Annotated in this window: 26 protein-coding genes and 1 tRNA gene; 18 read left to right on the top strand and 9 right to left on the bottom strand. The window is 63.7% G+C overall.

The window, feature by feature from the left end:
* Positions 1-44: 44 nt before the first annotated feature.
* Positions 45-1,085, bottom strand: coding sequence for a TRAP transporter substrate-binding protein (locus ACFOEV_RS10205; protein ID WP_386773496.1), 1,041 nt, complete (start codon positions 1,083-1,085; stop codon positions 45-47).
* A gap of 282 nt (positions 1,086-1,367) precedes the next feature.
* Between ACFOEV_RS10205 and ACFOEV_RS10200 the strand changes: the two genes are divergently transcribed.
* From ACFOEV_RS10200 to ACFOEV_RS10190, 3 genes are read left to right on the top strand one after another with little or no spacing between them, the layout of a single operon-like run.
* Positions 1,368-1,898 (top strand): (2Fe-2S)-binding protein, encoded by a 531-nt coding sequence (locus tag ACFOEV_RS10200; protein WP_386773494.1) that lies wholly within the window; start codon positions 1,368-1,370, stop codon positions 1,896-1,898.
* The gene (locus ACFOEV_RS10195) at positions 1,895-2,896 is read left to right on the top strand and encodes an FAD binding domain-containing protein (protein WP_386773492.1); all 1,002 of its coding nucleotides are present in this window, start codon (positions 1,895-1,897) and stop codon (positions 2,894-2,896) included. Before ACFOEV_RS10200 ends, ACFOEV_RS10195 begins: the two co-directional genes overlap by 4 nt.
* Positions 2,893-5,106 carry a xanthine dehydrogenase family protein molybdopterin-binding subunit gene (locus tag ACFOEV_RS10190; RefSeq protein ID WP_386773490.1) on the top strand — a complete coding sequence of 738 codons (2,214 nt, stop codon included), beginning with the start codon at positions 2,893-2,895 and terminating at the stop codon, positions 5,104-5,106. Before ACFOEV_RS10195 ends, ACFOEV_RS10190 begins: the two co-directional genes overlap by 4 nt.
* A gap of 52 nt (positions 5,107-5,158) precedes the next feature.
* Here the strand turns inward: ACFOEV_RS10190 and ACFOEV_RS10185 are convergent, their stop codons facing one another.
* The gene (locus ACFOEV_RS10185; protein ID WP_386773488.1) at positions 5,159-5,560 is read right to left on the bottom strand and encodes a hypothetical protein; all 402 of its coding nucleotides are present in this window, start codon (positions 5,558-5,560) and stop codon (positions 5,159-5,161) included.
* 98 nt (positions 5,561-5,658) lie between these two features.
* Between ACFOEV_RS10185 and ACFOEV_RS10180 the strand changes: the two genes are divergently transcribed.
* Genes ACFOEV_RS10180 through ACFOEV_RS10165 form a run of 4 tightly spaced genes read left to right on the top strand, consistent with a single transcriptional unit; the run spans position 5,659 to position 8,939 of the window.
* The gene (locus ACFOEV_RS10180) at positions 5,659-6,435 is read left to right on the top strand and encodes an ABC transporter ATP-binding protein (RefSeq protein ID WP_386773486.1); all 777 of its coding nucleotides are present in this window, start codon (positions 5,659-5,661) and stop codon (positions 6,433-6,435) included.
* On the top strand, positions 6,432-7,415 hold the full coding sequence (locus ACFOEV_RS10175) for an ABC transporter substrate-binding protein (protein ID WP_386773484.1): 984 nt from the start codon (positions 6,432-6,434) through the stop codon (positions 7,413-7,415). Before ACFOEV_RS10180 ends, ACFOEV_RS10175 begins: the two co-directional genes overlap by 4 nt.
* Positions 7,416-7,418: 3 nt before the next feature.
* Positions 7,419-8,189: an ABC transporter permease gene (locus ACFOEV_RS10170; protein WP_386773482.1), complete on the top strand. Its 771-nt coding sequence runs from the start codon at positions 7,419-7,421 to the stop codon at positions 8,187-8,189.
* 21 nt (positions 8,190-8,210) lie between these two features.
* Positions 8,211-8,939, top strand: coding sequence for a glutathione S-transferase family protein (locus tag ACFOEV_RS10165; RefSeq protein WP_386773480.1), 729 nt, complete (start codon positions 8,211-8,213; stop codon positions 8,937-8,939).
* Between the two features lie 21 nt (positions 8,940-8,960).
* Here the strand turns inward: ACFOEV_RS10165 and ACFOEV_RS10160 are convergent, their stop codons facing one another.
* Complete coding sequence (locus tag ACFOEV_RS10160) at positions 8,961-9,704, bottom strand: ribonucleoside-diphosphate reductase (protein WP_386773478.1); 744 nt, start codon at positions 9,702-9,704, stop codon at positions 8,961-8,963.
* A 54-nt stretch (positions 9,705-9,758) separates the two neighbouring features.
* Positions 9,759-12,992: an LAGLIDADG family homing endonuclease gene (locus tag ACFOEV_RS10155; protein WP_386773476.1), complete on the bottom strand. Its 3,234-nt coding sequence runs from the start codon at positions 12,990-12,992 to the stop codon at positions 9,759-9,761.
* A 357-nt stretch (positions 12,993-13,349) separates the two neighbouring features.
* Between ACFOEV_RS10155 and ACFOEV_RS10150 the strand changes: the two genes are divergently transcribed.
* Positions 13,350-13,709, top strand: coding sequence for a DUF488 domain-containing protein (locus tag ACFOEV_RS10150; RefSeq protein WP_386773474.1), 360 nt, complete (start codon positions 13,350-13,352; stop codon positions 13,707-13,709).
* 126 nt (positions 13,710-13,835) lie between these two features.
* Complete coding sequence (locus ACFOEV_RS10145) at positions 13,836-14,372, top strand: HPP family protein (protein WP_386773472.1); 537 nt, start codon at positions 13,836-13,838, stop codon at positions 14,370-14,372.
* A gap of 72 nt (positions 14,373-14,444) precedes the next feature.
* On the opposite strand, the gene ACFOEV_RS10140 is transcribed toward ACFOEV_RS10145, so the two are convergent.
* Both ACFOEV_RS10140 and ACFOEV_RS10135 read right to left on the bottom strand, forming a co-directional pair.
* Positions 14,445-15,488, bottom strand: coding sequence for an LLM class flavin-dependent oxidoreductase (locus tag ACFOEV_RS10140; RefSeq protein WP_386773470.1), 1,044 nt, complete (start codon positions 15,486-15,488; stop codon positions 14,445-14,447).
* Positions 15,489-15,513: 25 nt separating this feature from the next.
* Positions 15,514-17,091, bottom strand: a complete 1,578-nt coding sequence (locus ACFOEV_RS10135; protein ID WP_386773468.1) for a BCCT family transporter — start codon at positions 17,089-17,091, stop codon at positions 15,514-15,516.
* A gap of 379 nt (positions 17,092-17,470) precedes the next feature.
* On the opposite strand from ACFOEV_RS10135, the gene ACFOEV_RS10130 reads away from it, so the two are divergent.
* The 7 genes from ACFOEV_RS10130 to ACFOEV_RS10100 all read left to right on the top strand — a co-directional run bounded on the left by ACFOEV_RS10130 (position 17,471) and on the right by ACFOEV_RS10100 (position 22,815).
* Positions 17,471-18,073 carry an amino acid synthesis family protein gene (locus tag ACFOEV_RS10130; protein WP_386773466.1) on the top strand — a complete coding sequence of 201 codons (603 nt, stop codon included), beginning with the start codon at positions 17,471-17,473 and terminating at the stop codon, positions 18,071-18,073.
* Between the two features lie 15 nt (positions 18,074-18,088).
* Positions 18,089-18,916, top strand: a complete 828-nt coding sequence (locus ACFOEV_RS10125; RefSeq protein WP_386773464.1) for an alpha/beta fold hydrolase — start codon at positions 18,089-18,091, stop codon at positions 18,914-18,916.
* A complete protein-coding gene (locus tag ACFOEV_RS10120) occupies positions 18,916-20,394 on the top strand; it encodes an aldehyde dehydrogenase (protein WP_386773462.1) in 1,479 nt (492 codons plus the stop codon). The genes ACFOEV_RS10125 and ACFOEV_RS10120 overlap by 1 nt, the downstream gene beginning before the upstream one ends.
* A 158-nt stretch (positions 20,395-20,552) precedes the next feature.
* Positions 20,553-21,059, top strand: a complete 507-nt coding sequence (locus ACFOEV_RS10115) for a flavin reductase family protein (RefSeq protein ID WP_386773460.1) — start codon at positions 20,553-20,555, stop codon at positions 21,057-21,059.
* Between the two features lie 22 nt (positions 21,060-21,081).
* Positions 21,082-21,462, top strand: coding sequence for a 4-carboxymuconolactone decarboxylase (gene pcaC, locus ACFOEV_RS10110; protein ID WP_386773458.1), 381 nt, complete (start codon positions 21,082-21,084; stop codon positions 21,460-21,462).
* A gap of 47 nt (positions 21,463-21,509) precedes the next feature.
* Positions 21,510-22,247, top strand: a complete 738-nt coding sequence (locus tag ACFOEV_RS10105; protein WP_386773456.1) for a GntR family transcriptional regulator — start codon at positions 21,510-21,512, stop codon at positions 22,245-22,247.
* A 10-nt stretch (positions 22,248-22,257) separates the two neighbouring features.
* Entirely contained in the window at positions 22,258-22,815 is a 558-nt protein-coding gene (locus ACFOEV_RS10100) for an NUDIX hydrolase (RefSeq protein WP_386773454.1), read from the top strand.
* A gap of 131 nt (positions 22,816-22,946) precedes the next feature.
* On the opposite strand, the gene ribBA is transcribed toward ACFOEV_RS10100, so the two are convergent.
* Entirely contained in the window at positions 22,947-24,062 is a 1,116-nt protein-coding gene (ribBA, locus tag ACFOEV_RS10095; RefSeq protein ID WP_386773452.1) for a bifunctional 3,4-dihydroxy-2-butanone-4-phosphate synthase/GTP cyclohydrolase II, read from the bottom strand.
* Positions 24,063-24,157: 95 nt separating this feature from the next.
* Here ribBA and ACFOEV_RS10090 point away from each other — a divergent pair, with 95 nt between their 5' ends.
* The gene (locus ACFOEV_RS10090; protein WP_386773450.1) at positions 24,158-24,448 is read left to right on the top strand and encodes a DUF1330 domain-containing protein; all 291 of its coding nucleotides are present in this window, start codon (positions 24,158-24,160) and stop codon (positions 24,446-24,448) included.
* A gap of 144 nt (positions 24,449-24,592) precedes the next feature.
* On the opposite strand, the gene ACFOEV_RS10085 is transcribed toward ACFOEV_RS10090, so the two are convergent.
* Together ACFOEV_RS10085 and ACFOEV_RS10080 are read right to left on the bottom strand one after the other, a co-directional pair.
* Entirely contained in the window at positions 24,593-24,934 is a 342-nt protein-coding gene (locus ACFOEV_RS10085; protein ID WP_386773448.1) for a hypothetical protein, read from the bottom strand.
* A 289-nt stretch (positions 24,935-25,223) separates the two neighbouring features.
* Positions 25,224-25,300: transfer RNA gene (locus ACFOEV_RS10080), tRNA-Arg, on the bottom strand.
* A 208-nt stretch (positions 25,301-25,508) separates the two neighbouring features.
* Between ACFOEV_RS10080 and ACFOEV_RS10075 the strand changes: the two genes are divergently transcribed.
* The gene (locus tag ACFOEV_RS10075; RefSeq protein WP_386773446.1) at positions 25,509-26,285 is read left to right on the top strand and encodes a c-type cytochrome; all 777 of its coding nucleotides are present in this window, start codon (positions 25,509-25,511) and stop codon (positions 26,283-26,285) included.
* Positions 26,286-26,347 lie beyond the last annotated feature (62 nt).

The following is a 26,347-nucleotide window of genomic DNA, read 5'->3' as shown; positions in this document are numbered from 1 at the left end:
AAGACCGACAGGGAGACGAGCTCCCTGCCGTTAGGCGATGGCGATCACTCGGCCAGCTGTGTCATGCCGGCATCTTCCAGCGCCATGTCGATCCAGCGCTGGTCGATGTCCTGCTCCTCGGTGAGCCACTCGAGATAGGCCGGCTGCCCGATTTCGCGGAACGCCGCCAGGTCCTCGCTGGCGGGCCGGATGACCTCCATGCCCTGCTCTGCGAGGTAGGCGATGCGCTCGTCCACTTTGGCTTCGTTGTGCTCGCGGGCCATGATAGTGGCCTCATTGACCGCCTCCAGGAACGCTTCGCGAATGTCCGCGTCCCAGCCGTCGATCATCTCGCCGTTGCCGACCAAAAACTGGTCGGAGTACTGGATGTTGGCCAGGGTCAGGTAGTCCTGCACCTCGTAGAGACTACCCAGGATGATGTACATCGGCGGGTTCATCTGGCCGTCGGCCACCCCGGTGCGCAGCGCCATGTAGACCTCGGTCCAGGGGATCGGCGTGCCCGAGGCGCCGAAGGCCTCGTAGAGCGCGACCTGGCTGGGGTCCATGGCGCGAAAGCGCAGCCCCTCGAAGTCGGCCGGCGAATGAATCGGCCTCTGGTTGTTGGTGAAGGCCAGGAAGCCGCCCTCCTCGACCACGGCCAGCAACTCGATACCGGTGCGCTCGCGCAGGGCGTTCTCGACCTCCTGCCAATACTCGCCCTCATCGAAGAAGGTGCGCGCATCCTCGAAGTCCTCGAACAGGAACGGGATGGCGCTGACGAAGATCTCCGGGACCAGCGGCGACATCCCGGCGAAGGACGCCACGTTCAGGCTGGGGGTGTTCATCGTCTGCTCCATGCGCTCCTCTTCCTCGCCCAACTGGCTGTTGGGATAGAGCTTCAGCTCGAGCTCACCATCGGTCTTCTCCTCCACCAGATCCTTGAGGTTGGTGGCGAAGACGTGCACGGCATTCTTGTCGGGGTCGGGCGCGCCGTTGTAGCTGAGGTTGACGGTAGTCGCCGCCTGGGCCGTGGCGGCCAGGGTGGCCGCACTCAGTAGGCACGCCGACACCATGGCCTTGAGCGGAGAACGAGGGATCGATGACATGGATGATTGGCTCCTTGTTGTTGATGTGCCTTTGACTCGACTCATCTACCAAAAGTAGAAGTAAACGAGCCGCTTGGCCGGGGCTTCGCACGGCACGGCTTTCAACGCCGGCAGTGGTGCCCAGGCAAGCGCCGCATGGAACGCGGTGCGGATCGGCAGCAGACAACTTGTGGCCCCCGCCGTCCTCGCCTAGGGTGAAAGTCACTCGCTTTGCACAGGGTCGCGGCGCCTCCCGCGCCTCAGCGGCGCACGACACGCCGACGACCTCGATGAGGTGCCGGTATGATGGAGTGTCCCCCTCACGAGACCGTGTCCGTCCACCTGACGCTGAACGGAGCCCCGCTCAGCATCGATGTTCCCCCCAACGCCATCCTGCTCGACGTACTGCGTGAACGGCTGCACTTGGGTGGCACCAAGAAAGGCTGCGACCACGGCCAGTGCGGCGCCTGCACCGTGCATGTCGACGGCCTGGCGATGAACGCCTGTCTGCGCCTGGCCGTGATGTGCGAAGGCCAACATGTCATCACCATCGAAGGGCTGGCCGAAGGGGGCCGCTTGCATCCGGTCCAGCAGGCCTTTCTCGACCACGACGCCTACCAGTGCGGCTACTGCACCCCGGGACAGATCATGGCCGCCGTGGCGCTGCTCGAGGATCCACGCATCGCCGACGATGATGCCGCGGTGCGCGAGGCAATGAGCGGCAACATCTGCCGCTGCGGCGCTTACAAGAACATTCTCGAGGCGATTCAGGAGGCGCGCCAACGGAAGCACGGAGAGTCGCGCGAGAAGCGACTGGGAGAGCGCCACCCATGAGGACCTTCGCCTTCACCCGCGCCAGCAGCCTCGAACAGGCGCTGACCACCCGTCGGGCCGAACCGGCCAGCGCCTTCGTGGCCGGCGGCACCACGCTGCTCGATCTGGTCAAGCTCGATGTCATGCGACCGGCTCGGGTCATCGATATCAATGCCCTGCCACTGACGTTGGTGGAACGCCTCGCCGACGATCGCCTGCGCATCGGCGCGCTGGTGACCAATACCGCGCTGGCTCACCATCCGGAAGTCACGGCGAATTACCCCCTGCTGTCACAGGCGATCCTCGCGGGTGCCTCGACCCAGGTGCGCAACATGGCCACCACCGCCGGCAATATCATGCAGCGCACGCGTTGTCCCTATTTTCGCGACGTCGCCGCGGCCTGCAACAAGCGCGAGCCGGGCAGTGGTTGCGACGCCCGGCACGGCATCAACCGCATGCATGCCGTGCTCGGCGGTAGCGACGACTGCGTGGCCGTGCACCCCTCCGACATGTGCGTGGCCCTGGCGGCCATCGGGGCCACCTTGACGCTCCACGGCCCACGCGGCGAGCGCGAAATCGATTTCGCCGACTTCCATCGGCTGCCCGGGACGTCGCCGCATCTCGAGCATGAACTCGCCGACGACGAGTTGATCGTCGCCGTGACCCTGGATCCTCCACTCGAGCCGTTGGGCGCGGCCTATATCAAGCTACGCGACCGCGCCTCCTACGAATTCGCCCTGGCCTCCGCCGGAGCCATGCTCTCGCTGGACGAGGAGATGATCGGTGAAGCGCGGCTGGCACTGGGTGGCGTCGCCACCAAGCCATGGCGCTGCCACGAAGCCGAGGCGATTCTCGAGGGCCAGCCCGCCGATAGGGCCGTGTTCGGGCAAGCGGCGGATGCCGCCCTGGCCGATGCCGAGCCGCTGTCGCACAACGCCTTCAAGATCCCGCTGGCACGCCAGGCCATCGTGCGCGCCCTGCGCGATGCCGCTCGTGCTGCCAAGGAGGGCCACCCGTGACCGATCTCACCGACCCCGCTATCGTCGGCCAGCGCACGCCGCGCGTCGACGGCGAAGACAAGCTGACCGGCCACGCCGACTATACCGGCGAGCTGCATGTCGACGGCATGCTCTACGGCTATCCGGTACCGGCGACCATCGCCCACGGTAGCCTCGAGTCGCTGGAACTGGACGCGGCACGCCACATGCCCGGTGTCGTCGATATCCTGCACCACGGCCATTTTCCTGCTCTCCACCGCTCGCCCAACAGCCTGAAGCATGGTGACCGGGTCAGCGAGGAGCGGCTACCGTTCGAGGACGAGCGCATCCATTACCATGGCCAATACGTGGCCCTGGTGGTGGCGGAAACCTTCGAGCAGGCCCGCGCCGCCGCCTACCGCGTGACCGCACGCTACCGCCACGATGACGATGCCATGCCGAGCCTGCTGCTGAGCGAGGCCGAAGGTATCCTGCTCGACGATGCCGGCTATTCCCGCGGCGATGCCGCCGCCGCATTCCAGATCGCGCCGGTGACCGTGGACGAGACCTATCGCATCGAGGCCGAGAGTCATCTACCGATGGAGATGCACGCCACGCTGGCCGAATGGCGTGACGGGGGGCAGCGCCTGGTCGTGCATGAAGCGACCCAGGGGGTGATCTATCAGCGCAATGCCTTGGCGCGGGTCTTCGCCATGCCGCAGGAGAGCATCGAGGTCATTTCCCATTACATCGGCTCGGGCTTCGGCAACAAGCTCTTCATGTGGCCGCACGCCGTCGCGACCGTGGCAGCCGCTCGCATGCTCGGCCGGCCAGTGAAAGTGGTCGTGCCGCGACAGCAGGACATGATGAATGGAGGCAACCGGCCCGCTTCGCGTCAACGCATTCGCTTGGGTGCCGAGCGCGACGGACGGCTTACCTCGATCATGCATGACAGCACGACCGAAACGGCGCGGGTCGACCGCTACGTCGATCATTGCGGCAACGCCACTCCCAGCGCCTATGCCTGCGACAACGTCACCACCACGCAACGGATTGTGGCGGTCAATCACGGCACGCCGTGCATGATGCGTGCCCCGGGCGAGACCTCCGGCCTCTATGCCCTGGAATCCGCCATCGACGAGTTGGCGATCGCACTCGCCATGGACCCGGTGGAACTGCGCTTGTTCAACTATGCCGCATCCGACCCCAAGAGCGGTCTCCCCTGGTCGAGCAAGCAACTCGACAAGTGTCTGACCCGTGCGGCCAAGCGTTTCGGCTGGAAATCGCGCGACCCGGCCATCGGCTCGATGCGCGACAACGACGAGATCATCGGCTACGGCATGGCCTCGGCGACCTGGTCGGCCGGGCGCCAACCGTGCGAGGCGCGGGTGGAACTGCGTGCCGATGGCTCGCTGTTCGTGGCCTGCGGCACCCAGGACATCGGTACCGGCACCTATACCGTGGTCGCCCAGGCGGCCGCCGAACTGAGCGGGCTGCCAGTGGAGAAGGTCGAGGTGAAACTCGGCGAAGCGAGCCTGCCCGCCGGTCCACTTTCCGGCGGCTCGATGACCACCGCGACAACGTTGCCGGCAGTGGCGGCCGCCGTGCGCGATGCCCTGCATGCCCTCAAGGAAGTCGCCACCAGGCCGGGGAGCACCTTCGATGGCGTCGCCCCGCAATCGATCCGCGTCGCAGAAGGCGCGCTGGTCACCGATGACCGACGCGCGAGCTACGCCGAAATACTCGGCCGACAACGCCTCTCCAGTGTCAACGGATCGGGGTCTGCCAAGCCCGGCAACGAAAGGAAGCAGTACGGTTTCCGCTCCTTCGGCGCGCACTTCGTCGAGGTACGCTGGGACCCGGGCATCTCCCGACTGCGCGTGGCGCGTGTGGTCAGCAGCATCGACGTGGGGCGCGCCATCAACCCCGCCACCGCCCGCAATCAGGTGGAGGGCGCCATCGTCATGGGTATCGGCATGGCACTGCTGGAACGGCTCGACTACGACCCGCGCGATGCCAGGCTGGTCAATGCCAATGTCTCCGACTATCGGGTGCCGGTGCACGCCGACATGCCCGAGATCGACGTCGAACTGCTCGACTATCCCGACTTCCGCTGCAACGAATTCGGTGCCCGTGGGATCGGCGAGATCGGCCTGACCGGCGTGGCCGCGGCGATCGCCAACGCCGTGCACCACGCCACCGGCAAGCGCATCCGCCACCTGCCGATCAACCTCGAGAAGCTGATGGATTGAAGGCCTTGCTCCGAGACGTCGACGCGCGCAACGCAAGCAATGTCAGCGAAGCCTAGCCGCCGACCATGTTCATGTAGCGCAGCGCCTGGACCTCGCCATCGGCGGTGAAAGGATGGCGTTCGGGCTTGCGGCAGGGGAAGGATCGGTCATGGCAGGACCTTGCCGTAGGCTCCTCCCGCCTGACCGGCGGCGCGCGCTGTCGATCATGTTCAGCGGGGTTTCCGTTGCGACGATCGCCGCCGCCCCGCTGGGCAGTTATTTCGGCGATATCGTCGGCTAGCGCGATGTCTTCCTGATTGGTGGATGCGGCGATGGTCGCCCTATGGGGGCTGTCATTCGGCGCCAGTGGCCTGGTGCTGCTGCTGGCAGCACTGCTGATCCTGATGGGAGTAAGGACGCGGCCGGCCGTCCCGGTCTGAGCGATACGCTGGACGGCCTCGGCTTGAATCAGCAAACACGGATTTCGAAGGCACTTTCAATTCTGAGAAAAAGGTTATAAATTACGGTAAGCGTTATTCTTTATTGGAATATAATCTTGTTCCGGAAAACCATATGAAACTCCAGTTCGAGCAGGTCACCAAGTCGTTCGGCGACCTGAACGTCATCGAAAGGTTCGACAACACCATCGTCGATGGAGAGATCGTGGCGCTCGTCGGGCCCTCCGGTTGCGGCAAGTCCACGCTGCTGCACATGGTCGCGGGCTTGCAGCACCCCACCCAGGGCACGGTCTACGCAGAGGAACAGGCGATCAGCCAGCCGGCGCCGGAGCGCACCCTGGTGTTCCAGGAACATGCGCTCTACCCCTGGATGACCCTGAAGGAAAACGTCGCCCTGGCGTTGGAATTTCAGGACCACCCGGCGGTCGAGTCGCGCCGGCAGGCCAGCCAGTGGCTGGAACGCGTCAAGCTGGGTGGCTTCGAGGATTACTACCCGCACCAGGTCTCAGGCGGCATGCGGCAGCGCTGCGCCCTCGCCCGTGCCTTCATCGCACGGCCCAAGGTGATGCTGCTCGACGAGCCGTTCGGCGCCCTGGACGCGCTGACGCGCATGACCCTGCAAAGCGTGCTCAAGGAGCTCATCGAGGCAGAGCGCCCCACCGTGGTGCTGGTCACCCATGACGTGGACGAGGCCCTTTACCTGGCCGACCGGGTGCTGGTCTTCAGCGACCGGCCGGCGCGGGTGCTGCGCGAGTTCGAACTGGGTCACATTCCCAAGACCCATGATCTGTTGGCCTTCGCCGACATCCGACGAGAAGTCTTGACCCTGCTGGGGATCGATACCGACGTCCCCGCGACCGAGCAACACCTCGCGAAAGGAGAAACCGCATGAGCCGATGGTTGATCGCCCCCCTGCTGGCCCTGGTACTGGCCAGCCCTGTCATGGCCGCCGAGAGCTTCCGTGTCGGCTATGTGCGTGTCATGGATGATGCCCAGGCCATGCTGGCCTACGAGGCGGGGCTTTACGAAAAGTATGGCCTGGAGGCAGAGCTCATCGAGTTCAGCTCGGGCACCGACCTGATCAAGGGCATCGTCGGCGGTCAGTTGGATATCGGCGTCCTGGGCTTTTCCAACGCTTTTACCTGGGCGGCACGCGGTGCCGATCTGAAGATCGTCGGTGGCGCCCAGCGCGGTTACCATTCGCTGCTGGTGCACGAGGACTCCGGCATCGAGACCGTCGCCGACCTGCGCGGCAAGAGCCTGGCCTCCCAGAAGCAGGGCAGTACCGCCGACATCGTGCTCAAGGGGGTAATGCTCGAAGACGCCGGCCTGACGTCCGATGACCTGAACATCATGGGCGTGGCACCCTCGGTGGCAGTCCAGTCACTGGTCGGAGGCCGTGTGGATGCGGCCTTCCTTTTCGAGCCCTACGATCGCCTCGCCCAACTGCAGGCACCGGTCGAGCAGATCTTCGAGATCGGCGAAGTCTGGCCCTTCCCCTGCATGGTGGTGATCACCTCGGGGGAGACGCTCGAGAACCGCAGGGAGGTGCTGTGGGCCGCCATGGACGCGCAGCGCGAGGCCATCGAGATGCTGGAGAACGAGCCCGCCAAGGCGGCTCCCTACATTACCAGCTACTTCATCAAGGGGCCGATCGTGGAGACCCGCGATCAGGGTGACATTCGCAGCGAAACCGTGATCGAGCAGGCCATCCAGACCAACGACTTCAGCGCCAAGCTGACCGAAGCGGATATCGAGCGCATGAAGGAGCTCGCGGACATCATGCAGGCCCAGGGCATTCTGCCCGGTGACGAGCCCTTCGATGTGGATGCCTTGCTGGACCTGTCCTGGCAAGAAGAGCGTAGGCTTTAAGCAATGACGAACACCCCATCAAACGGCGTTGCCAACAAACGCGCCTATGTGGTGGCCATCGCCGTTATCCTGTTCTTCTGGCAGGTGGCGGCCTGGTTCCTGCCGAGTTTCCTGATGCCGGACGTCCACGTGGCCGTGATACGCCTGTGGCAGGAACTCGGTAGCGGCGAATTCTATCAGGGCCTGGGCAACAGCATGGGACGGCTGGGGGCCGGTTACGGCGCCGCCTTGCTGGCTGGCGTCGTGCTCGGCCTGGTGGGCGGCACACTGAACGCGGTGCGCAGTCCCCTCAAGGCCGCCATCATCATCCTGCAGTCCATCCCCTCCATTGCCTGGGTGCCGCTGTTTCTGATCCTGATGGGCTTCGGCAATATGCCCATCATCGTGGTGGTCGCCGTGGGTGCCTTCTTCCCCACGGCGCTGAGCGTGATGAACGCCACCGAGAGCGTGGAAAAGGTCCACATCGCCGCGGCACGCGTGATGGGCGCCTCGCGACTGCAGATGCTCAAGCGGATCTATTTCCCCGCCGTCACACCGGAACTGATCACCGGTGCCCAGCTGGCCTTCGGGAACGCCTGGCGAGCCCTGATCTCGGCAGAGATGATCGTTGGTTTCAGTGCCGGGCTGGGCAAGTCCCTGGCCTATTCCGGCGAGATCGCCGATATGACCGGGGTGATGACCAACATCCTGGTCATCGCGGTGCTGGCGGCCATCATCGACCAGGTCATTCTGGAGCGCATCAAGTACCGGCTGCTACGTTACCAATATCTGTAAACACGGCTCGGGATGCGGCCAATGAGCGAGCACCTGGATTACCGGCTGTTCTATTCGCCGGACAGCGCCAACCTCGTGGTCCGCATGGTGCTGGAAGAGGTCGGCGCCACTTACCAGGAGGTGCGGGTCGACCGTGCCCGCGGCGGCCTCGACGATCCGGCGTTTCGGGCCCTGAATCCGCAAGGGCTGCTGCCGGTGCTGGTGGACGAGAGCCAAGGGATGACCCTGTTCGAGACGGGGGCCATCCTGCTGCATCTGAGCGAGCGGCACGACAGCCTCCGGATCAGCCATCCAGCGCCAAGAGGCGAGTTCCTCGCCTGGCTGTTCTACCTTTCCAACACCCTGCATGCCGACCTGCGGGTGCGTTTCTACACCTGGCGCTATGCCGAGGGCGAAGATATCCCGCGCCTCAGAGATAGGCTGGGTCGCCGGATTCAGCAGCATCTAGCGATGCTCGAGGGGCTTGCCGGCCACGGCCAGGGGGCCGGGTTGCTGCCGAGCGGCCCCAGCGTGCTCGATCCTTATCTGGCCTGCCTGATTCGCTGGATGCAGCTCTATCCTCTCGACAGCCCCTTGCGCGATATCCCCTGGAACGAGCTTCCCAGTCTCACACGCCTGGTGACGCATTTGGAAGGCAGAGCGGCCATCCGACGCGCCGCATCAGCCGAGGGCATCGAGGGACGCCTGTTTCTCGCTCCCGACTATCCTCACGGTGACCCGAACCAGCTCGTGGGACGCCCTCCCGGCTGAGCAACACGGCCAAGCACACCTCTAACCGCATTTCGACCAGCCGCACCCCGCATAGCAGGTCGGGCAGCCGTCCATCATGATCAGCTCGCCGCGGCATTCCGGGCAGTGCCCGACCACCACCGGGCCGGCGCTATTTTCCTGCGCCTGCCGTTCCTGGCGAGCGACCTCCTCGGGCTCGGGCGGCTGCCAGGGGTGGCCGTGGGCCATGCGATGGGCGTAGCGGTTGACCAACTCGTCGACCGGCACCTGGTTGCCGTCGATATCGACGAAGCCACGCCGATAGAGGATCTGCTGGATCGACCAGGCGATCGCCGCGACCTCGGAATCGTGGAACATCGGCTTGCCCCAGCGGTTGGTCCCGCAGCGCACCAGGCCCTTGTCCCACGTCACCTTGCGCAGGTCGGCCAGCGCCTGGGTGACGTAGCCGCCGCGCGCCGCCAGCGACAGGCTGCGCATGGTGGCGGTGATCCACTGGTGCTCGCTGGACAACTGACCGGAGGGGAAGAAGAACTCCACCGGGCGCTCGATCACCACCCGCTTGCCGTTCAGCACGCCTTCCACCGGCATGAAGGCCACCAGCACGTAAACCTTCCTGCGACCTTCGGCGCCGACGTAGGCGATCTTCTCCGAGACTGCCTCCAGGGTGCCTTCCGGGCGTGAGGGAATGCGCACCGTGAGCGGGTTCTCATCCGACAGCGGCGCCTCCTCCTGCGTCGGCTTCTTGACGCTCAGGGAGACGATCTTCGAGTTGATTTCGACGGCCATCAGCGGGCTCCTGCAGAGAGTTGGGGGTCGACACCGGGGCAGCTCGCGCGGCTCTTACCACTTGCCATAGGTGCCCTCCTTCAGGGCCTCGTAGAGGTTGGCGGCGGTATGCTCCTCGCCGTCGTAGATCACCTTCTCGTCACCCTTGAGCTCCAGGGTCTCGCCGTTCTCCAGCTCGAACACATAGGTGGTGCTCTTGAGGTCATGCTCACGCACCAGCACTCCCTGGAAGGCCTCGGGATTGAAGCGGAAGGTGGTGCAGCCCTTGAGCTTCTCGGCATAGGCCTGGAGGTAGAGATCCTTGAATTGCTCGTAGGGGAAGGCCGTCGGCACGTTGACGGTCTTGGAGATCGAGGAGTCGATCCAGGCCTGCGCCGCCGCCTGCACCGCCACGTGCTGCTCCGGGGTCACCGCGTCGGCGGTGACGAAGTAGTCCGGCAGATCGCTTTCCACCGCGTCGGCCGCCACGAAGTGGCGATAGGCCGCCAGCTCGAAGGACACCACCTCGACCTGCGCCTTGGACTTCTTGCCCGACTGGATGACGTTGCGGAAATAGCGATGCGAGAACGACGGCTCGATGCCGTTGGAGGCATTGTTGCCCAGCGACAGGCTGATGGTGCCGGTGGGGGCGATCGACGAATGGTGGGTGAAGCGCGCGCCGTGCTCGGCCAGCGCCGCAGCAAGCTCGGGCTCCGCCTCGGCGATCTTCTGCATGTAACGGCTGTAGCGGGCGTGGAGGATGCGTCCGGGCACCTTGTCGCCGGCTTCATAGCCATCATGGGCCAGCTCCGGGCGCTCGCGCAGCATCCTGGGCGTGATCTCGAAGTCCTCGGCGAGTATCGGCGCCATCCCTTTCTCGCGGGAAAGCTCCAACGCCTGACGCCAGCCCTCGATGGCCAGCACCTTGCTCACCTCGTCGGTGAAGGCCAGCGACTCCTCCGAGCCGTAGGGGATCTTGAGCATGGTCAGGGTCGAGCCCAGCCCCAGGAAACCCATGCCGTGGCGACGCTTGGCCTCGAGTTCGCGCCGCTGGCCCGGCAGCGGCAGGCCGGCGATCTCCACCACGTTGTCGAGCATGCGCGTGAAGATCGCCACCACCTTGCGATAACGCTCCCAGTCGAAGCGCGGCTTGTCGCCGAACGGCTCGATCACGAAGCGGGTCAGGTTCACCGAACCGAGCAGGCAGGCTCCTTCCGGCGGTAACGGTTGCTCCCCGCATTGCCCCGTCACCAACCCATTGAAAATGACGGTATTTTTATCGAACTGGGTAGTATCGAAGACCGGCTCGCGGCCGACATGAGTGATGGACGCCACGCGGGCTACGAAGGGTTGCGTCTTGCGCAACACCTTGTCACTCGCCCACTCCCGATACTTGTGATTCTTGTAATCGAGCAGAAAGCCAACCTCCTGCATGAACCGCTCGCGCGACTCACCATCGATGATCAGCTCGTGATCCGCCTGACAATCGTATTCGCGAGTGCCGCCCCTGCCGTCGGGCAGGGTGCGCATGCCCGCCTCGCGACGCTGGTGAATACGGCTGAACACACCGAAGTTAGACAGCAGGGCCTGCACATCCTTCAGCAGACTCTCTTGACTGGAAGCCAGGCGAATGGAACAGCTCTGGCTCTTGCCCGATACATTGACGGTGCCATCCGACTGGAAAAGGCCGCGCAGATAACCTTTGACGCAATCTTCATTGCCACGCCACACCACCTCCGGTACCGAGAGCTTGGTCTTGCGGGTAAAACCGTAATGCTCCAGCAAGCGTGCGAGGATGATCGAGCGAACAAAGACATGCCGACGCTCAGGCACCGCCACCGGCGACACTCGATATACCCGCGAGGACTTGGCTGCACTGGCAATCAGATCATTGATGTGATCAGAAACGGCCTGGGCCAACGGCCGATCCTGACCCCAAAAGTTGACGATGACCGCTTCCTGATCCTTGCCTCGGTGAGTGAAATGACCGTCACCGGCAATCAAACCCAACAGGGTTCCCAGCTTTTCATTACCTTGGTCACCGAACTGCCCCTTGCCGGACTGCACCCAGAGTCGATCGCCTACTTCGAGGTCCTTCAGGGGAATCTTGCCGCGATCAGTATAAAAATCGTGCCACGCTGTGGCTTTGATTGCGTAGCCCTCCTGCGTCACCACCCGATAGACATCCGCGTCGCCGGCGGTCATGAAGGCGGGCACGGCCGAGCGGGTTTCGACGCCCTTGTCGCCACTCTCGAGGGCCCGCTTGTCCGTCGTTACCTGAAGATCGCTGCCCAGTCGATACAACTCACCGATAGGTACCTGGCCGAACTGGGTATGCAGTCGCGTATCCGCCGTCACACACGGATTGGTCGCCCGGATCTCCTCGCAGAACCAGTTGTTGTTCAGCCGATTGACCTGGTCGATCAGGACGAAGCCCGGCTCGGCGTAGTCGTAGGTGGCGCTCATGATGGTGTCCCACAACTCGCGCGCCTTGACGGTGCGCACGATGCGGCAGGCCACGCGGCCCTGGTCGTCGACGGTGTAACCGTCCTCGATCACCGGCCAGTCGCGGTAGATGAGGTCTTCGGGCTTCACGTCATCCTTCTCGCCGGGATGCAGCGGGAAGGCCAAGTGCCAGTCGGCGTCCTGCTTCACCGCCTCCATGAACTCGTCGGCGATCAGCAGGCTGAGGTTGAACTGACGCAGGCGGCCGGGTTCGCGCTTGGCCTCGATGAACGCCTCCACGTCGGGGTGGCCGACATCGAAGGTGGCCATCTGGGCGCCGCGGCGACCGCCCGCCGAGGCCACCGTGAAGCACATCTTGTCGTAGATATCCATGAACGCCAGCGGCCCGTTGGTGCCGGCCCCGGCCCCGAATACATAGGCCCCCTTATGGCGTAGGGTGGAGAATTCGTAGCCGATCCCGGCACCGCTCTTCAGCGTCATGCCGGCGTCCACTACCGCGTCGAGGATCTCCTGCATCGAATCGCGGATGGTTCGCGACACCGTGCAGTTGATCAGGCTCACCGACGGCTTGTAGTCGTCGGCGCCAGCGTTGGAGAGGATCCGCCCGGCCGGAATGGCGCCGTTCTCCAGCGCCCAGCGAAACTTCGGCAGCCAGGCTTCGGCCTGGTCGCCCTCGACCGCGGCCAGGGCTCGGGCCACGCGTTCGAAGGTCGCCGGGATGTCCTTGTCCACCGCACGCTGATGACGGTCCTTGAGGCGATACTTGGCATCCCAGATATCGCGCGAGGGCGCCTGCAGCGGCACCTCGTTGGACGTCTTGGCGGCCTTGGTGGAAGTGCTCATGTAGGAGTCTCCGGAATCGACGATGACCAGTACCCTGAATAGCGGCTCATGCTAGGCCGGAACCGGCCCTCGGAGACATGACCCATATCAAGGAACGGGCATTTCGTATCAAACGCTCAGCTACCATATATATGGAATCATAGAACATAAAACACAACATATGCCAAAACACGGCACTGCGGCAGACGAGTCCCGCGCCTTCTGTCCGAAGGCTCTTGTCTTCGATGCCAAGGCCTTGGGGATGGTTCCTCTGGGGTGAGCGTGTTCTAAAATCGGTCCAAGGCCACCTATAGTGTCCGTCAGGACCACCCGCCAACGGTCCTCTCGACCGGGGCGGTTTCACACGGGAGGTCACGCATGACGCAGCCCAGGACGATCCAGTGCAAGCGCGCCTATGACGAGCCGGAAGACGCCGATGGATACCGCGTGCTGGTCGATGGCGTCTGGCCGCGCGGCCGGCGCAAGGAGGCGCTCAAGCTCGACGAATGGCGCAAGGAGCTCGCCCCCTCCAAGAGGCTGCGCCAGTGGTTCAAGCACGACCCCGAGCGCTGGGAGGAATTCATCGATCGCTACCACCGCGAACTCGAGAAGCAGCAGCGGGCCATCGACGAGATGCTGGCAGAATGCGACGGCCGCACCTTGACCCTGGTGTTCGGCGCCAAGGAGACGGAATACAACAATGCCATGGCGCTGAAGGAATACCTTCAGCGCCGATGACGCTCCAGTGGCTCAGACCGTACGCCCATTTCCACGGCGGAATGTCGCGAAAACATCTATGCAGGTCGTTCTATTAGCAGGCTATTTTTGGCAAGATAGGCCGCTTTTGACTCGATCAAGCGGCCAATGGTCAGAACGTATCTCAACAAGATGAAGGGAGCGCCCGCCGAGCGAACGCCACCCTGCTGGCGTGATGCCCTGTGGTCATGGATCGGTGCCTTTCTGGGCATGGCGGGGGTGGGCTGGCTAAGTGAACTCACCTTGCCATCGCATTCCCTGCTGATGATCGGTTCCTTCGGGGCGACCTCGGTGCTGTTGTACGCCGCGCCGGAGAGCCCGTTGGCCCAGCCGCGCAACGTGCTAGGCGGCAATGTGCTATCGGCACTGGTGGGCGTACTCAGTTGGCAGTGGCTGGGGGATACCTGGCTGGCGGCGGCGGTGGCCGTATCGACGGCCATCCTGGTCATGCAGCTGACCCATACCCTGCACCCCCCCGGCGGAGCGACCGCACTGATCGCCGTGATCGGCTCGAACGACTTGCATTCCCTGAGTTGGAGTTACGCCCTGATGCCGGTCGCCACCGCCTGCGTCCTGATGCTGTCGGTCGCCATACTCGTCAACAACCTGGCTCGACACCGCCGTTATCCCCAGCACTGGTGGTGACACTGCAGCGCCGCGACCTCACCACCCCGTCGCGGCCACCCAGGGACCGACCCTGAGGCCTCCTCACCGTCATCAGCGAAAGTGCGGCATGACCTCGCGAATGAACAGCTCGAGCGAACGCTTCTTGTCCTCGAAAGGCAGGGTGTTATCGGTCCAGAAGCTGTATTCGGTGATCCCCAGGGCCTCGTAGCCCTTGAGCCGCTCGACCAGCTCCGACGGCGTGCCGATCATCATGTTGCGATGCAAGCCATCGAGCGAGAACTCGGGGTTGTCGGCCACCGACGCCTGCGACACGGGCTCGAAGAAACCGTCGATCGCTTGCTGGTCATTCTTGAACCAGGCCAGGAAGTGGCGATAGAAGCGGTTGATCGCCTCGGCCCCCTTTCGCCAGCCTTGCGGATCGCTCTCTTCATGCACATAGGTATGACGCAGCAACATCAGCTCGGGGCGGGGCACCTCGGGATGCTTGGCACAGGCGGTATCGAACTTGTGCGCCAGATCGGCCACTTCCTCGTCGCCTTTCATCAACGCCGTGACCATCACGTTGCAGCCGTTCTTGACCGCGAAATCATGGGAGTTGGGATCGCGAGCGGCGATCCACATCGGCGGCAACGGCGACTGCACCGGCTTGGGCACGCTGGTGGTGGCAGGGAAGCGATAGACATCGCCGCTGTATGCATGGTCGCCCTGCCACAGCCCACGGATCGCCGGCACCATCTCGCGCAACGACTGGCCGCCATCCGCCGCCGACATGCCATCGGTGAGGCGATCGAACTCGTACTGGTAGGCGCCACGCGCGATACCGAACTCGAGGCGACCGCCACTGATCAGGTCGAGCATGGCCGCTTCGCCCGCCAGGCGGATCGGGTTCCAGAAGGGGGCAACGAAGGTACCGGCGCCCAGGCGGATGCGCTCGGTCTTGGCCGCCAGGTACGCCAGTTGCGCGATCGGGCTCGGCGACGAGGTGAATTGCATGCCGTGATGCTCGCCGATCCAGGCGGTACGGAATCCCCCGGCTTCGGCAATCCTCACCAATTCGCAGAGCTCCTCGAACAGCTGCCGATGGCTTTCTTGCTCGGAGTAGCGTTCCATGTGCAGGAATAGCGAAAACTGCATCTCTCGATTCTCCTAATGAAGGGCGTTACGACGTTTCGGCTAGCTTGGCGGCTATCGTGGCATCGCGACCTTCCTCGCTCAGTGCCTTGATCATGCAGTAGGCCATGATCAGCAGCGCCAGGGAAAAGGGTAGTGCCGCCGCGATGGCCGCCGTTTGCAGCGCTTCCAGGCCACCGGCCAACAGCAACACGGCCGAGGTGGCACCCAGGCCCAAGCCCCAGATCACCCGATAGAGCTGAGGTGGATGAGGGTTGCCCTTGGCCAGGATGGTGCAGATGACCAGGGTGCCCGAGTCGGCAGACGTCACGAACCAGGTAATGATCATCAGTGTCGCCATCGCGATCATGAACGTGGTGGCCCAGGGCACATCCAACGCGGCGATGGTCTGGAACAGCACCTTGGTCACATCGTCGTTCGCCACCGTGGCCAGATCGACGCCGCCGACCAGCTGCAGGTGCAAGGCGGTACCGCCGAAGATCACGATCCACACCATCGCACCCAGCGTCGCGGCCAGCATGCCGCCGAACAGCACTTCCCGGATGGTGCGACCGCGTGAAATGCGTGCGATGAACATCCCGACATAGGGACCCCAGGACAGCCACCAGCCCCAGTAGAAGAGGGTCCACCAGCCCTGCCACTGGCTCTCGGGATCGGGGCTGGTCCAGAAGCCCATGCCGACGAGGTGGGTCAGATAATCGCCCACGCTGGTGGTAAAGATGGTCAACAGGAAGATGGTGGGGCCGGCCAGGATGAAGAACGCGAACAGGATCATGCTGAGATAGATGTTCCATTCGCTAAGCAGCCGAATGCCCTTCTTCAGCCCGGACACCGCCGAGAGGGTCGCTACCACGGTGACACCCAGTACCAGCAGGACCTGATTGGCACTGGTGATTTCCATGCCGAACAGGCTGTTGAGGCCGGCGTTCATCTGCGACACCCCGAGCCCCAGGGTGGTGGCGGTGCCGAACAAGGTGGCGAAGATCGCCAGCAGATCGATGCCATGGCCGATCGGTCCGTGGATGCGCTCACCCAGCAGAGGGTAGAACGCCGAACGGATGGTCAGCGGCAACCCCCGGCGATAGGCGAAGTAGGCCAGGATGGTGCCGACCAGGATATAGATCGCCCAACCATGCAAGCCCCAGTGGAAGATGGTGATACGCAAGGCCGTCTGCGCCGCTTCCATGGTATGGGGTTCCACGCCGGCCATGGCGATGAAGGGATTGCCTTGCAGGTGACTCAATGGCTCGGCGATGCTCCAGAACAGCAGCCCGGTCCCCACCGCCGCGCTGAAGAGCATGGCGAACCAGGTGAAGTTGGAAAACTCGGGGCGCTCATTGTCGCGGCCCAGACGCAACTTGCCATAGGGGCTGACGATGATACCGATCACGACGATCAGCACCACGTTGACCGTGAGAATGTAATACCAGCCGAGTTCCTGTTCGATGAACTGCTTCACGCCTTGGTAAATGCTGTTGGCCAGCACCGGTTGCAGTACGGAGAAGAGGACGAAAGCGACCACCATCGCTATCGAAGCGATCGCCATGGTCCTGTCCACGCCGGCAAACAAGCCGTGCCTTGAAGTCGCCTGTCGAGAGTCTTGCATGGGGAAGCTCTCCCTGGATGTCTCTTGTCATTATCACAATGGCGCCTGGAGCGCCGCACGAATCCAAAGGTGTATCGAGCCATGGGTACCGCGCTTCCCTACCGGAGGAAGCAGTGGCTCGCCTCGCAGTTTGGTATACCATATTACGACATGCAAAGACTTTTTCTCTGCCGCCATCCAGACCGTCCTGAAGAATCTGATAAAAACTCATTTAAAACAATATGATAAAACAAGATAATGATCTTTCGCAGGCTTCAGACGAATGCCTGATGAGCGATTGTTTCTTGCCGTCCTCAATGCAGTGTATTACGGTATACCAAAACCGACGATGCCTGTGGCCGTATGTCTTCCGGCGTAGGCCGAATCAATGGAGACGATGATGAGCTTTGAAATCCGCAAGATCGCGACCTACCGCGAGACGACCTACCGCGAGGGTGGCAAGCCAGGGGAGCGCCCCGTGACCATGCTCGGCGTGGCGGCGGTGATCGCGAACCCCTGGCATGGCCGCGGCTTCGTCGAGGACCTGGCGCCGGAAATCCGCCACGGCTGCTCGGCCCTCGGCAAGCAGATCGTCGAGATGATCCTGAAGGAGATCGATGGCGATGCCATCGAGGCATATGGCAAGGCCGCGGTGGTCGGCGCCGACGGAGAGATCGAGCATGCCTCGGCGGTCATTCATACCCTGCGCTTCGGCAATCACTATCGCGATGCCGTAGGCGCCAAGAGCTACCTGAGCTTTACCAACAAGCGCGGCGGGCCGGGCACCTCGATTCAGATCCCGATGATGCACAAGCACGACGAGGGCTTTCGCTCGCACTACGTCACACTGGAGATGCGTATCGAGGATGCGCCTCGCCATGACGAGATCGTCGTGGCCTTGGGCGCCGCCGACGGTGGCCGCCTGCATCCGCGCATCGGCAACCGCTATCAGGACCTGCAGGAACTGGCCGCCGAGGCCGAACAGGCCGCTATCAACGACTAGGGCCCAGGAGGCAGCATGGAACTCACCGAAGCGCGCAAGGCCCCCGACGGGACGCGCTACTGGCGTCAAGGACAGGGCGCGCCGGTGATACTCATCCACGGCGTGGGCCTCGACGCCACCATGTGGCAACCACAAGTCGATGCCCTGGCCGAATACCATGCGGTCATCGCCTACGACATGCTGGGACATGGCGACAGCGCCCTGCCCCAAGTCAATGCCGGGCTGGATGACTATGCGGACCAGTTGGCAGCGCTGCTGGATCACCTGGGACTCGAGCGGGTGGCCGTGGTGGGTTTCTCGATGGGCGGGTTGGTGGCACGTGCCTTCGCCCTGCGCTATCCGGAACGCCTGGCGGCGATGGTGGTACTGTCCAGCGTCTTCGAACGCGATGCGAATCAGCGCGCCGGGGTGCAGCAGCGCCTGGCCCAGACTCGCGAGCAGGGACCCGCCGCCAACGTCGGCGAGGCCTTGAAGCGCTGGTTCAGCCCGGCGTTCCGCCATGCTCACCCGGGGCGGATTGCCAAGGTCCACGAAATCGTCAGCAACAATCATCCGCAAGGGTATTACCGCAGCTACGCCCTGTTCGGTACCCAGGACGACTTCGGCGCCGAGCGCCTGCAGACGATCCGTGTGCCGGTGCTGGTCGCCACCGGCGAGCTGGATCCGGGCTCCACGCCGCGCATGGCCCGAGCGCTGGCCGAGCGCCTGCCCAATGCCGAAGTGCAGATCCTGCCCGGCCAGCGGCATATGGTGCCCATGGAAGCCCATGAAACCGTCAACGCCATGCTGCTGCGTTTTCTCGCCACGGTCGTTACCCGCGACTCGTTCAAGGAGGCACTCTGATGAGCCTGGATACACTACGCATGTATATCGGTGGAGAGTGGGTTGCCGCCCGTTCTGGCGCCACCTTCGATAGCTACGATCCATCCACCGGCAAGGCCTGGTGCCGCTTGCCGGATGCCGACGCCCGGGATGTCGATGCTGCCGTGCAAGCCGCCCAGCGCGCCTTCGAAGCTCCCGCCTGGGCCGGGCTCACGGCCACCGCACGCGGCAAGCTGCTGCACCGGCTCGGCGAGCTGATCGCCGAGCACGGTGAAGAACTTGCCCAGTTGGAAAGTCGCGACAACGGCAAGTTGATTCGCGAGACGCGCGGCCAGGTCGGCTACCTTCCCGAGTTCTTCCACTACAACGCCGGGCTGGCGGACAAGGTCGTCGGTGAAACCCTGCCGCTGGACAAAGCGGACATGTTCGGCGCCACCGTGCGTGTCCCGCTCGGCGTGGTGGCCGCCATCGTTCCGTGGAACAGCCCGCTATACCTGACCGCCATCAAGCTCGCTCCCGCATTGGCCGCCGGCAACACCATGATCATCAAGCCCTCGGAGCACGCCTCCGCCAGCCTGATCATGCTGATGCGCCTGGTCGAGCAAGCCGGTTTCCCCGCGGGGGTGGTCAACCTGGTCACCGGCTTCGGCCCGACCACCGGTGCGGCACTCACCGGTCATCCGTTGGTGCGCAAGATCGCCTTCACCGGCGGTGCCGGAGCCGCTCGCCACGTGGTACGCAACAGCGCCGAGAACTTCGCCAGGCTGTCGCTGGAACTGGGTGGCAAGTCGCCCAACATCCTGTTCGAGGATGCCGACCTGGACAGCGCCATCAATGGCGTGGTGGCCGGCGTGTTCGCCGCGTCCGGGCAGAGCTGCGTCGCCGGCTCTCGCCTGCTGGTCCAGCGCGGCATCTACGACGTCGTCGTCGAGCGGCTCTGCGAGCGTGCGCGGACCATCCGCATCGGCGACCCCGCCGATGGCGAGACCGAAATGGGCCCCATGGCAACACAGGCCCAATTGGAGACCGTCGAGCGCATGGTCGCGCAGGCGCAAGCCGACGGCGCGCGGCTGTTGTATGGCGGCGAGCGGCCGGCCATCGAGCGCGGTTGGTACTACACCCCGACGATCCTGGCCTGCGACTCGCATGACATGCCGATCGTGCAGGAGGAGGTCTTCGGCCCGGTGGTGGCGGTGATTCCCTTCGACGATGAGGCCGAGGCACTGCGGCTGGCCAACGACACCGACTATGGGCTTGCCGCCGGTATCTGGACCCGGGATCTCGGGCGCGCCCATCGCCTTGGCCGCGATATTCGTGCCGGCATCCTGTGGGTCAATACCTATCGTGCGGTCTCGGCCATGGCGCCGATCGGCGGCTTCGGCGCCAGCGGCTACGGCCGCGAGGGCGGCATCGACGCGGTGCGCGACTACACCGACCTCAAGACGCTGTGGATCAACTTGTCCACGCAATCCATGCCCGACCCTTTCATCATGCGTTGAGAGGATGTTCACAAACTACTGCGCTCGGCCATGCTGTGTTGAAATCAGCCTCAAAATGCTCATTTACACACTCGTAAACTCCGCTTTTTCGGCTGATTTCGCCTTGCCTTGCCGTCGCTCGTCACTTTTGTAAACACCCTCTGAGTGCGGAGCGAGTCATGATCGATACCCAACGCTACAAGCAAGTCCTCGGGGCGTTCCCGACCGGCGTCACCGTCATCACGACCCTCGATGAGGACGACCGCCTCGTCGGTTTCACCGCCAGCGCCTTCTCGGCGGTGTCGATGGACCCGCCGCTGGTGCTGGTCTGCCCTAGCCTGCGTTCGGACTCCTATCCGGTGATCCAGCGCAGTGGCCGCTTCGCGGTGCATATCCTCGGCCACGACCAGCAGTCCATCGCCTACCGCTTCGCCGGCAAGGGGCGCGACAAGATCGAAGGGATCGCCTGGCAACGCTCCGCGCACGGCAACGCCATCCTCGAGGGCGCCACGGCCTACCTGGAGTGCCGGCTGTGGCAAGATTACCCGGGGGGCGACCACGCCATCGTGGTGGGAGAAGTGCAGGGACTGTGGGTCGGCGGTGACAAGATCGACCCCTTGCTGTATTGCCGTGGCAAGATGGACAAGCTACCCGAGGCCTTCCGTTTGACGGCGGCCACGGCCTGAACCAAGGACAGAGGACATTCCCATGTCACAAGAACGTTTCGAGCGGGGCCTGGACAAGCGTCGTCGTGTCCTCGGCGCCGAATACGTCGACCAGTCGATCCGCAATGCCGACGACTTCACGCGCCCGCTCCAGCAGTTGGTCACCGAGTACTGCTGGGGTGAGGTGTGGCAACGCGATGGGCTCAGTGATCGCGAGCGCAGCATGATAAACTTGGCCATGATCACTGCCCTGAATCGCCCTCACGAACTACGGCTACACATCCGTGGGGCGATCAACAACGGTCTCAGCGTCGAGGAGATACGTGAGATCCTGCTGCAAACGGCAGTCTATTGCGGCGTCCCGGCGGCCATCGACGCTTTCCGTAACGCCCGTGAGGTGCTGACCGAGATGGGCGAGCTATAGGCTGGGTCACGTTGCGAGACACCACCACGGACCAGGGAGATGTAACGATGCAAAGAAAGCCGCTGGACGATAGCCTCAGGGTGACCCGTAACCAGCCCACCCTGCGTGAGATGGTGCTCGACAAGCTGCGCCAGGCGATCATGAGCTTCCAGTTGCTGCCAGGCGATCGCCTGGTGGAACGCGATCTGTGCGAGCGGCTGGGCGTCAGCCGGACCTCGGTGCGTGAGGCCTTGCGTCACCTCGAAGCCGAGGGGCTGGTGGAGTCCACCAGCAGCCGAGGGCCGCGGGTCGCGGTCATTACCCTGGAAGACGCGCGTGACATCTACGAGCTGCGCTGCGTGCTGGAAAGCATGGTCGTGCAACTGTTTACCCAGAAGGCGAATCGCCGTCAGATGGCGGAACTGGACCGGGTATGGGAGATCCTCAAGGAAACCCTGCGCAGCGGCGATACCCATGAGATCGTCGAAGCGGTCAGTGACTTCTATGGCGTGCTCTACGATGGCGCCGGCAACCGCATCGCCGGACAGTTCCTCGGTCAGTTACAAGCGCGAGTCAGCTACCTGCGCGCGACCTCGGTGTCCCAGCAGGAACGTTACCTCGACAGCTTCCGTGAGATGGCACGCATCGTCGAGGCCATCAAGGCTCGGGACCCGGCCGCGGCCCATGAAGCGTGCGTAGAGCACATCCAGGCGGCCGCGAAGGTCGCCTTGGCAGCCCTGGCAGCCCAGAATGGCCAATCGCCAGAACCGATCACACCGCCACTGCGGGTCGAGACCAGCCTGTAGCGAGGCGTCCATGCACCACTACTGCTGTCGTTGCGGCCATCATCCCCTCGACCACGGCATCCCCGACGGCGATACGCATGAGCGCCAGTACTGCGGCGCCTGTGGTCATGTCTACTACGACAATCCGCGAGTGATCGCCGGCGCCATCATCGAACGCGAAGGGCGCTTGCTGTTATGTCAGCGCGGCATTCCACCGCGTGTGGGCACCTGGACCCTGCCGGCAGGCTTCATGGAGCGTGGAGAAAGCGTCGAGGAGGCCGCCCAGCGAGAAGTCCGCGAGGAGACCGGCATCCACGCCGAGATGCTCACCCCCTACTCGATTTTCAGCGTTCCACCCACCAACGAGCTCTATATCATCTATCGCGCACGGCTGCTGGAGTGGAACGACCCGCCCGGCCACGAGACACTGGCCGTAAAGTGGTTTCGCGCCGAAGACATTCCCTGGGATGCGATCTTCTACCCCGCCATTCGTCAGATCCTCGAGCGCTATATCGACGAACATGCCGGCGGCACCTACGGCATCTATACCGGCAGCATGGAATACGGCACCATACACTTCATGCGTTAGGGAAGCACTGAATAAAGGTCTGCGCAGCTCAATCACTGCGTTACGCGGTGCTCGCAAGCCTCACATATACCCCATATGCTCCGGTTGCTGCGCTCCGGGCGCCTTGTGCTTGAAACTGCTCGCCTATTTATTCAGCACTTCCCTGGGGCCGAGGGTGGGGAGACGATCTCCACTACCTCCAGCTCGAAACCCGCCAAGCCCTTGTAGTTCAAGGGTGCCCCCATGAGCCGCAGCTTGCCGACGCCAAGATCGGTGAGCATCTGCGAGCCGGTTCCGGTGTTGGTATAACGTCGCTGGGGGTTGCCGCTGGCCGGCTTGTTGAGGCGCGTAGCCCGCGACAGCAGGCTCTGGGACGACTCATGGCTTGCGAGTATCACCACCACTCCATGGTTTTCTGCCGCCACGGCCTCCAGCGACGACCATAGCGACCATGCCTTGGGGCCCTGGTACTCGGCCCCCACCAGGTCGCGCAGCGGATCCATGGCATGGACCCGTACTAGCGTCGGCCTGTCGACGTCCATTTCCCCCATGGTCAGCGCCAGGTGCGCCTCGCCGCTGATGGTGTCTTCGTAGGTATGTAGCGTGAACTCACCATGCACGGTCTGGAGTGGCTCCTGGCCCGTAGGCACCACCGTCTTCTCGGTGGCCAAACGGTACTGGATCAGGTCGGCGATGGTGCCGATACGCAGTCCATGGCGGCGAGCGAAGGCCTCCAGTTCGGGGCGACGCGCCATGCTGCCGTCGTCGTTCATGATCTCGACGATCACGGCCGCCGGCTCGAGCCCGGCCAAGCGGGCCAGATCGCACCCCGCCTCGGTGTGGCCGGCGCGGCTCAAGACCCCGCCGTCGCGTGCGCGCAACGGAAAGACATGCCCAGGCTGCACCAGGTCTCGTGGATGGGCGTCCGGTGCCACCGCCGCCTTTACCGTGGTCGCACGATCCGCCGCGGAAATGCCGGTGGTCACGCCCTCGCGCGCCTCGATGGACACCGTGAACGCTGTGGCGAAGCCGGCGCCGTTGTGCTCGACCATCGGCGCCAGACCCAACTGCTCGCAGCGCGGACCGCTCAGCGTCAAGCAGATCAGGCCACGGGCATGGGTGGCCATGAAGTTGATCGCCTCGGGCGTGACGAAATCGGCGGCCATGACGAGATCACCCTCATTCTCGCGATCCTCATCATCGAGCAGAATGACCATTCGCCCACGGCGAATATCGCCGATGATGTCTTCGATTCGATCGAATGCCATAACGCTCCCGGTCCCCTTGGTAGGTAACAGCCATAGGATGTGGCGTCATTTTGGCATACCATAATACAAACAGCCACCACCAGCCGGAGACCGCCATGCGCAAGGGCTACTGGATCGCCAATATCACCGTGACCGACCCGCACGCTTATGCCGATTATCAGGCACTGGCCCCAGAGGCATTCGCCCGCTTCGGTGCCCAATTTCTGGCCCGAGGCGGTAAGCGGATCGCTCTGGAGGGCCGTGAAACTCCCCAGCGAAGCGTCATCATAGAGTTCCCCAGCTACCAACAGGCCCTCGATTGCTACCACTCGGAGGCGTATCAGCGAGCCAAGGCGGCGCGCTGCCGTGCCGCGGAGGTGGACATTGTCGTCGTGGAAGGTTCTTGAACGCTACGCTTAAGGAAAAGGGCCCACGATTTCTCGCGGGCCCTTGATGTTTGACGCGAATTTTCCGAACTGCTTGCCGCTTCTTGCCATCAGCGCATCAGTGGCACGTTCATGGTGATGTGGCGTAGCAGCCTTTTCGAAACGCTACCTCACGGCATCCGGCGCCGCCCGGAAGTGCTCCCGGGCGTGGTGATACAGAATCCCGGCATACCCGTTGCGCTGCATGATCTTGAGGATCTTCGCGGGATCGCCATGATCAAGAGCCTTGTGCAGTTTCGCCCGCTGCTCGGCATCGAGGGCTTCGTACCAGTAGTATGGCTCGCCTTGCGCGTCGCCCTCCTCGGCCTTGCGCACCAGGTCCATTTCGATGCGCCCGCCATGTTGGTACAGGATATCGTAGCCTTCCTGCAGGTGTGCCGTCGGTACATCGCACGGCTTTTCAAGAACTTCCAGCACGTTGTAATAGTAATAGCTAAGCGGCTGCATCTTGGCTCCTCCAGCGGTATGCCGTTGTTCATCCTTCCATGCCTGTTTTCCTATTTCCATGTTGCCTGAGGCATGGCGACCAGCTCAATTGAAAATCGATCAACCATCCGAACAGCCTCGCCTACCCGTGCCGCCTGTCCACTCGGTTCCGGGCGCGCAGGAACGAACGCTGCCTCGCGACTCGATCTCGAACCGGCCCCGCACCAGCCATGCCACGGATGGCCTGCAGGTATCCACGCGACAAGCCATAGAAAAGGGCCTGCGGATAACCGCAGGCCCTTGAATTCGTTGGCGCGCCCAGCAGGATTCGAACCTGCGACCTACGCCTTCGGAGGGCGTCACTCTATCCAGCTGAGCTATGGGCGCGCATCGGCACTTGGTATGGTGCCTTGAGGCGTCACAATCCTACCCGCCAGCTCCACGCCTGTCCAGCCTCCCCGCTGGTATCCAGGCTTCTACGCCGAATGGGTGAGGGATGGCATTTTCCTGGCTATCCGGTTGCCGCTATACTGTCGCCTTTTGCGCTGGTGCGTCGAATAGATTCCGATTACAGGACCGTGAAGAGGTGGCGAGAGTGAAATTCAGCAATCTGATCGTGGGGTGCCTGGCCACCCTGGGCCTGGCAATGGGCGTCGCTCACGCCCAGTCCGAAGGCGACCGTGAGGCCATCGCCAAGCGCCTGGAGCCGGTTGGCGAGCTGTGCCTGAAGGGCGAGGACTGCGGTACCTCCGCCACCGCTTCCGCTGGTGCGGCCGCCGGCGGCAATGGCGGTAGCATCTCGGGCAGCGATATCTACAGCAATGTGTGCGCCGCCTGCCACGAGAGCGGTGCCGCCGGCGCCCCGGTGCGCGGCAATGCGGACGCCTGGGCCTCGCGCCTCGATCAGGGCGTCGAGACGCTCTATGACCACGCCATCAACGGCTTCAACGCCATGCCGGCCAAGGGCGGCAACCCGAACCTGTCCGACGACGAGGTCAAGGCCGCCGTCAATCATCTGGTCGAGCCGGTCTATGACGGCGAGCTGCCGCAAGTCGGTGGAGGCGGTGGAGAAGCCGCGGCTGAAGAGGGCAATGGCGGTGGTGCACAGACCGCCGACGCCGGGGGCGAGAATATCGACGGCGCCGCTATCTACGGCAACGTGTGCATGGCATGCCACGACACCGGCGCCGCCGGCGCTCCCAAGAAAGGCGACGCCGAAGCCTGGGCCCCGCGCCTGGATAAAGGTGTCGAGACCCTGTATGACCATGCCATCAACGGCGTTGGCGCCATGCCTCCCAAGGGTGGCAACCCGAACCTGTCGGATGCCGAGGTCAAGGCTGCGGTCGATCACCTGGTGAACTCGGTTCAGTAGCGGCCGGTCATGACGAAGAAAGGGGGGCGCCTGATGCGCCCCCTTTTTCATGCCCTAGCCCC

This window comes from Litchfieldella rifensis (assembly GCF_042646605.1).
Classification (GTDB): domain Bacteria; phylum Pseudomonadota; class Gammaproteobacteria; order Pseudomonadales; family Halomonadaceae; genus Litchfieldella; species Litchfieldella rifensis.
This window is presented reverse-complemented; position numbering and strand designations above follow the sequence as displayed.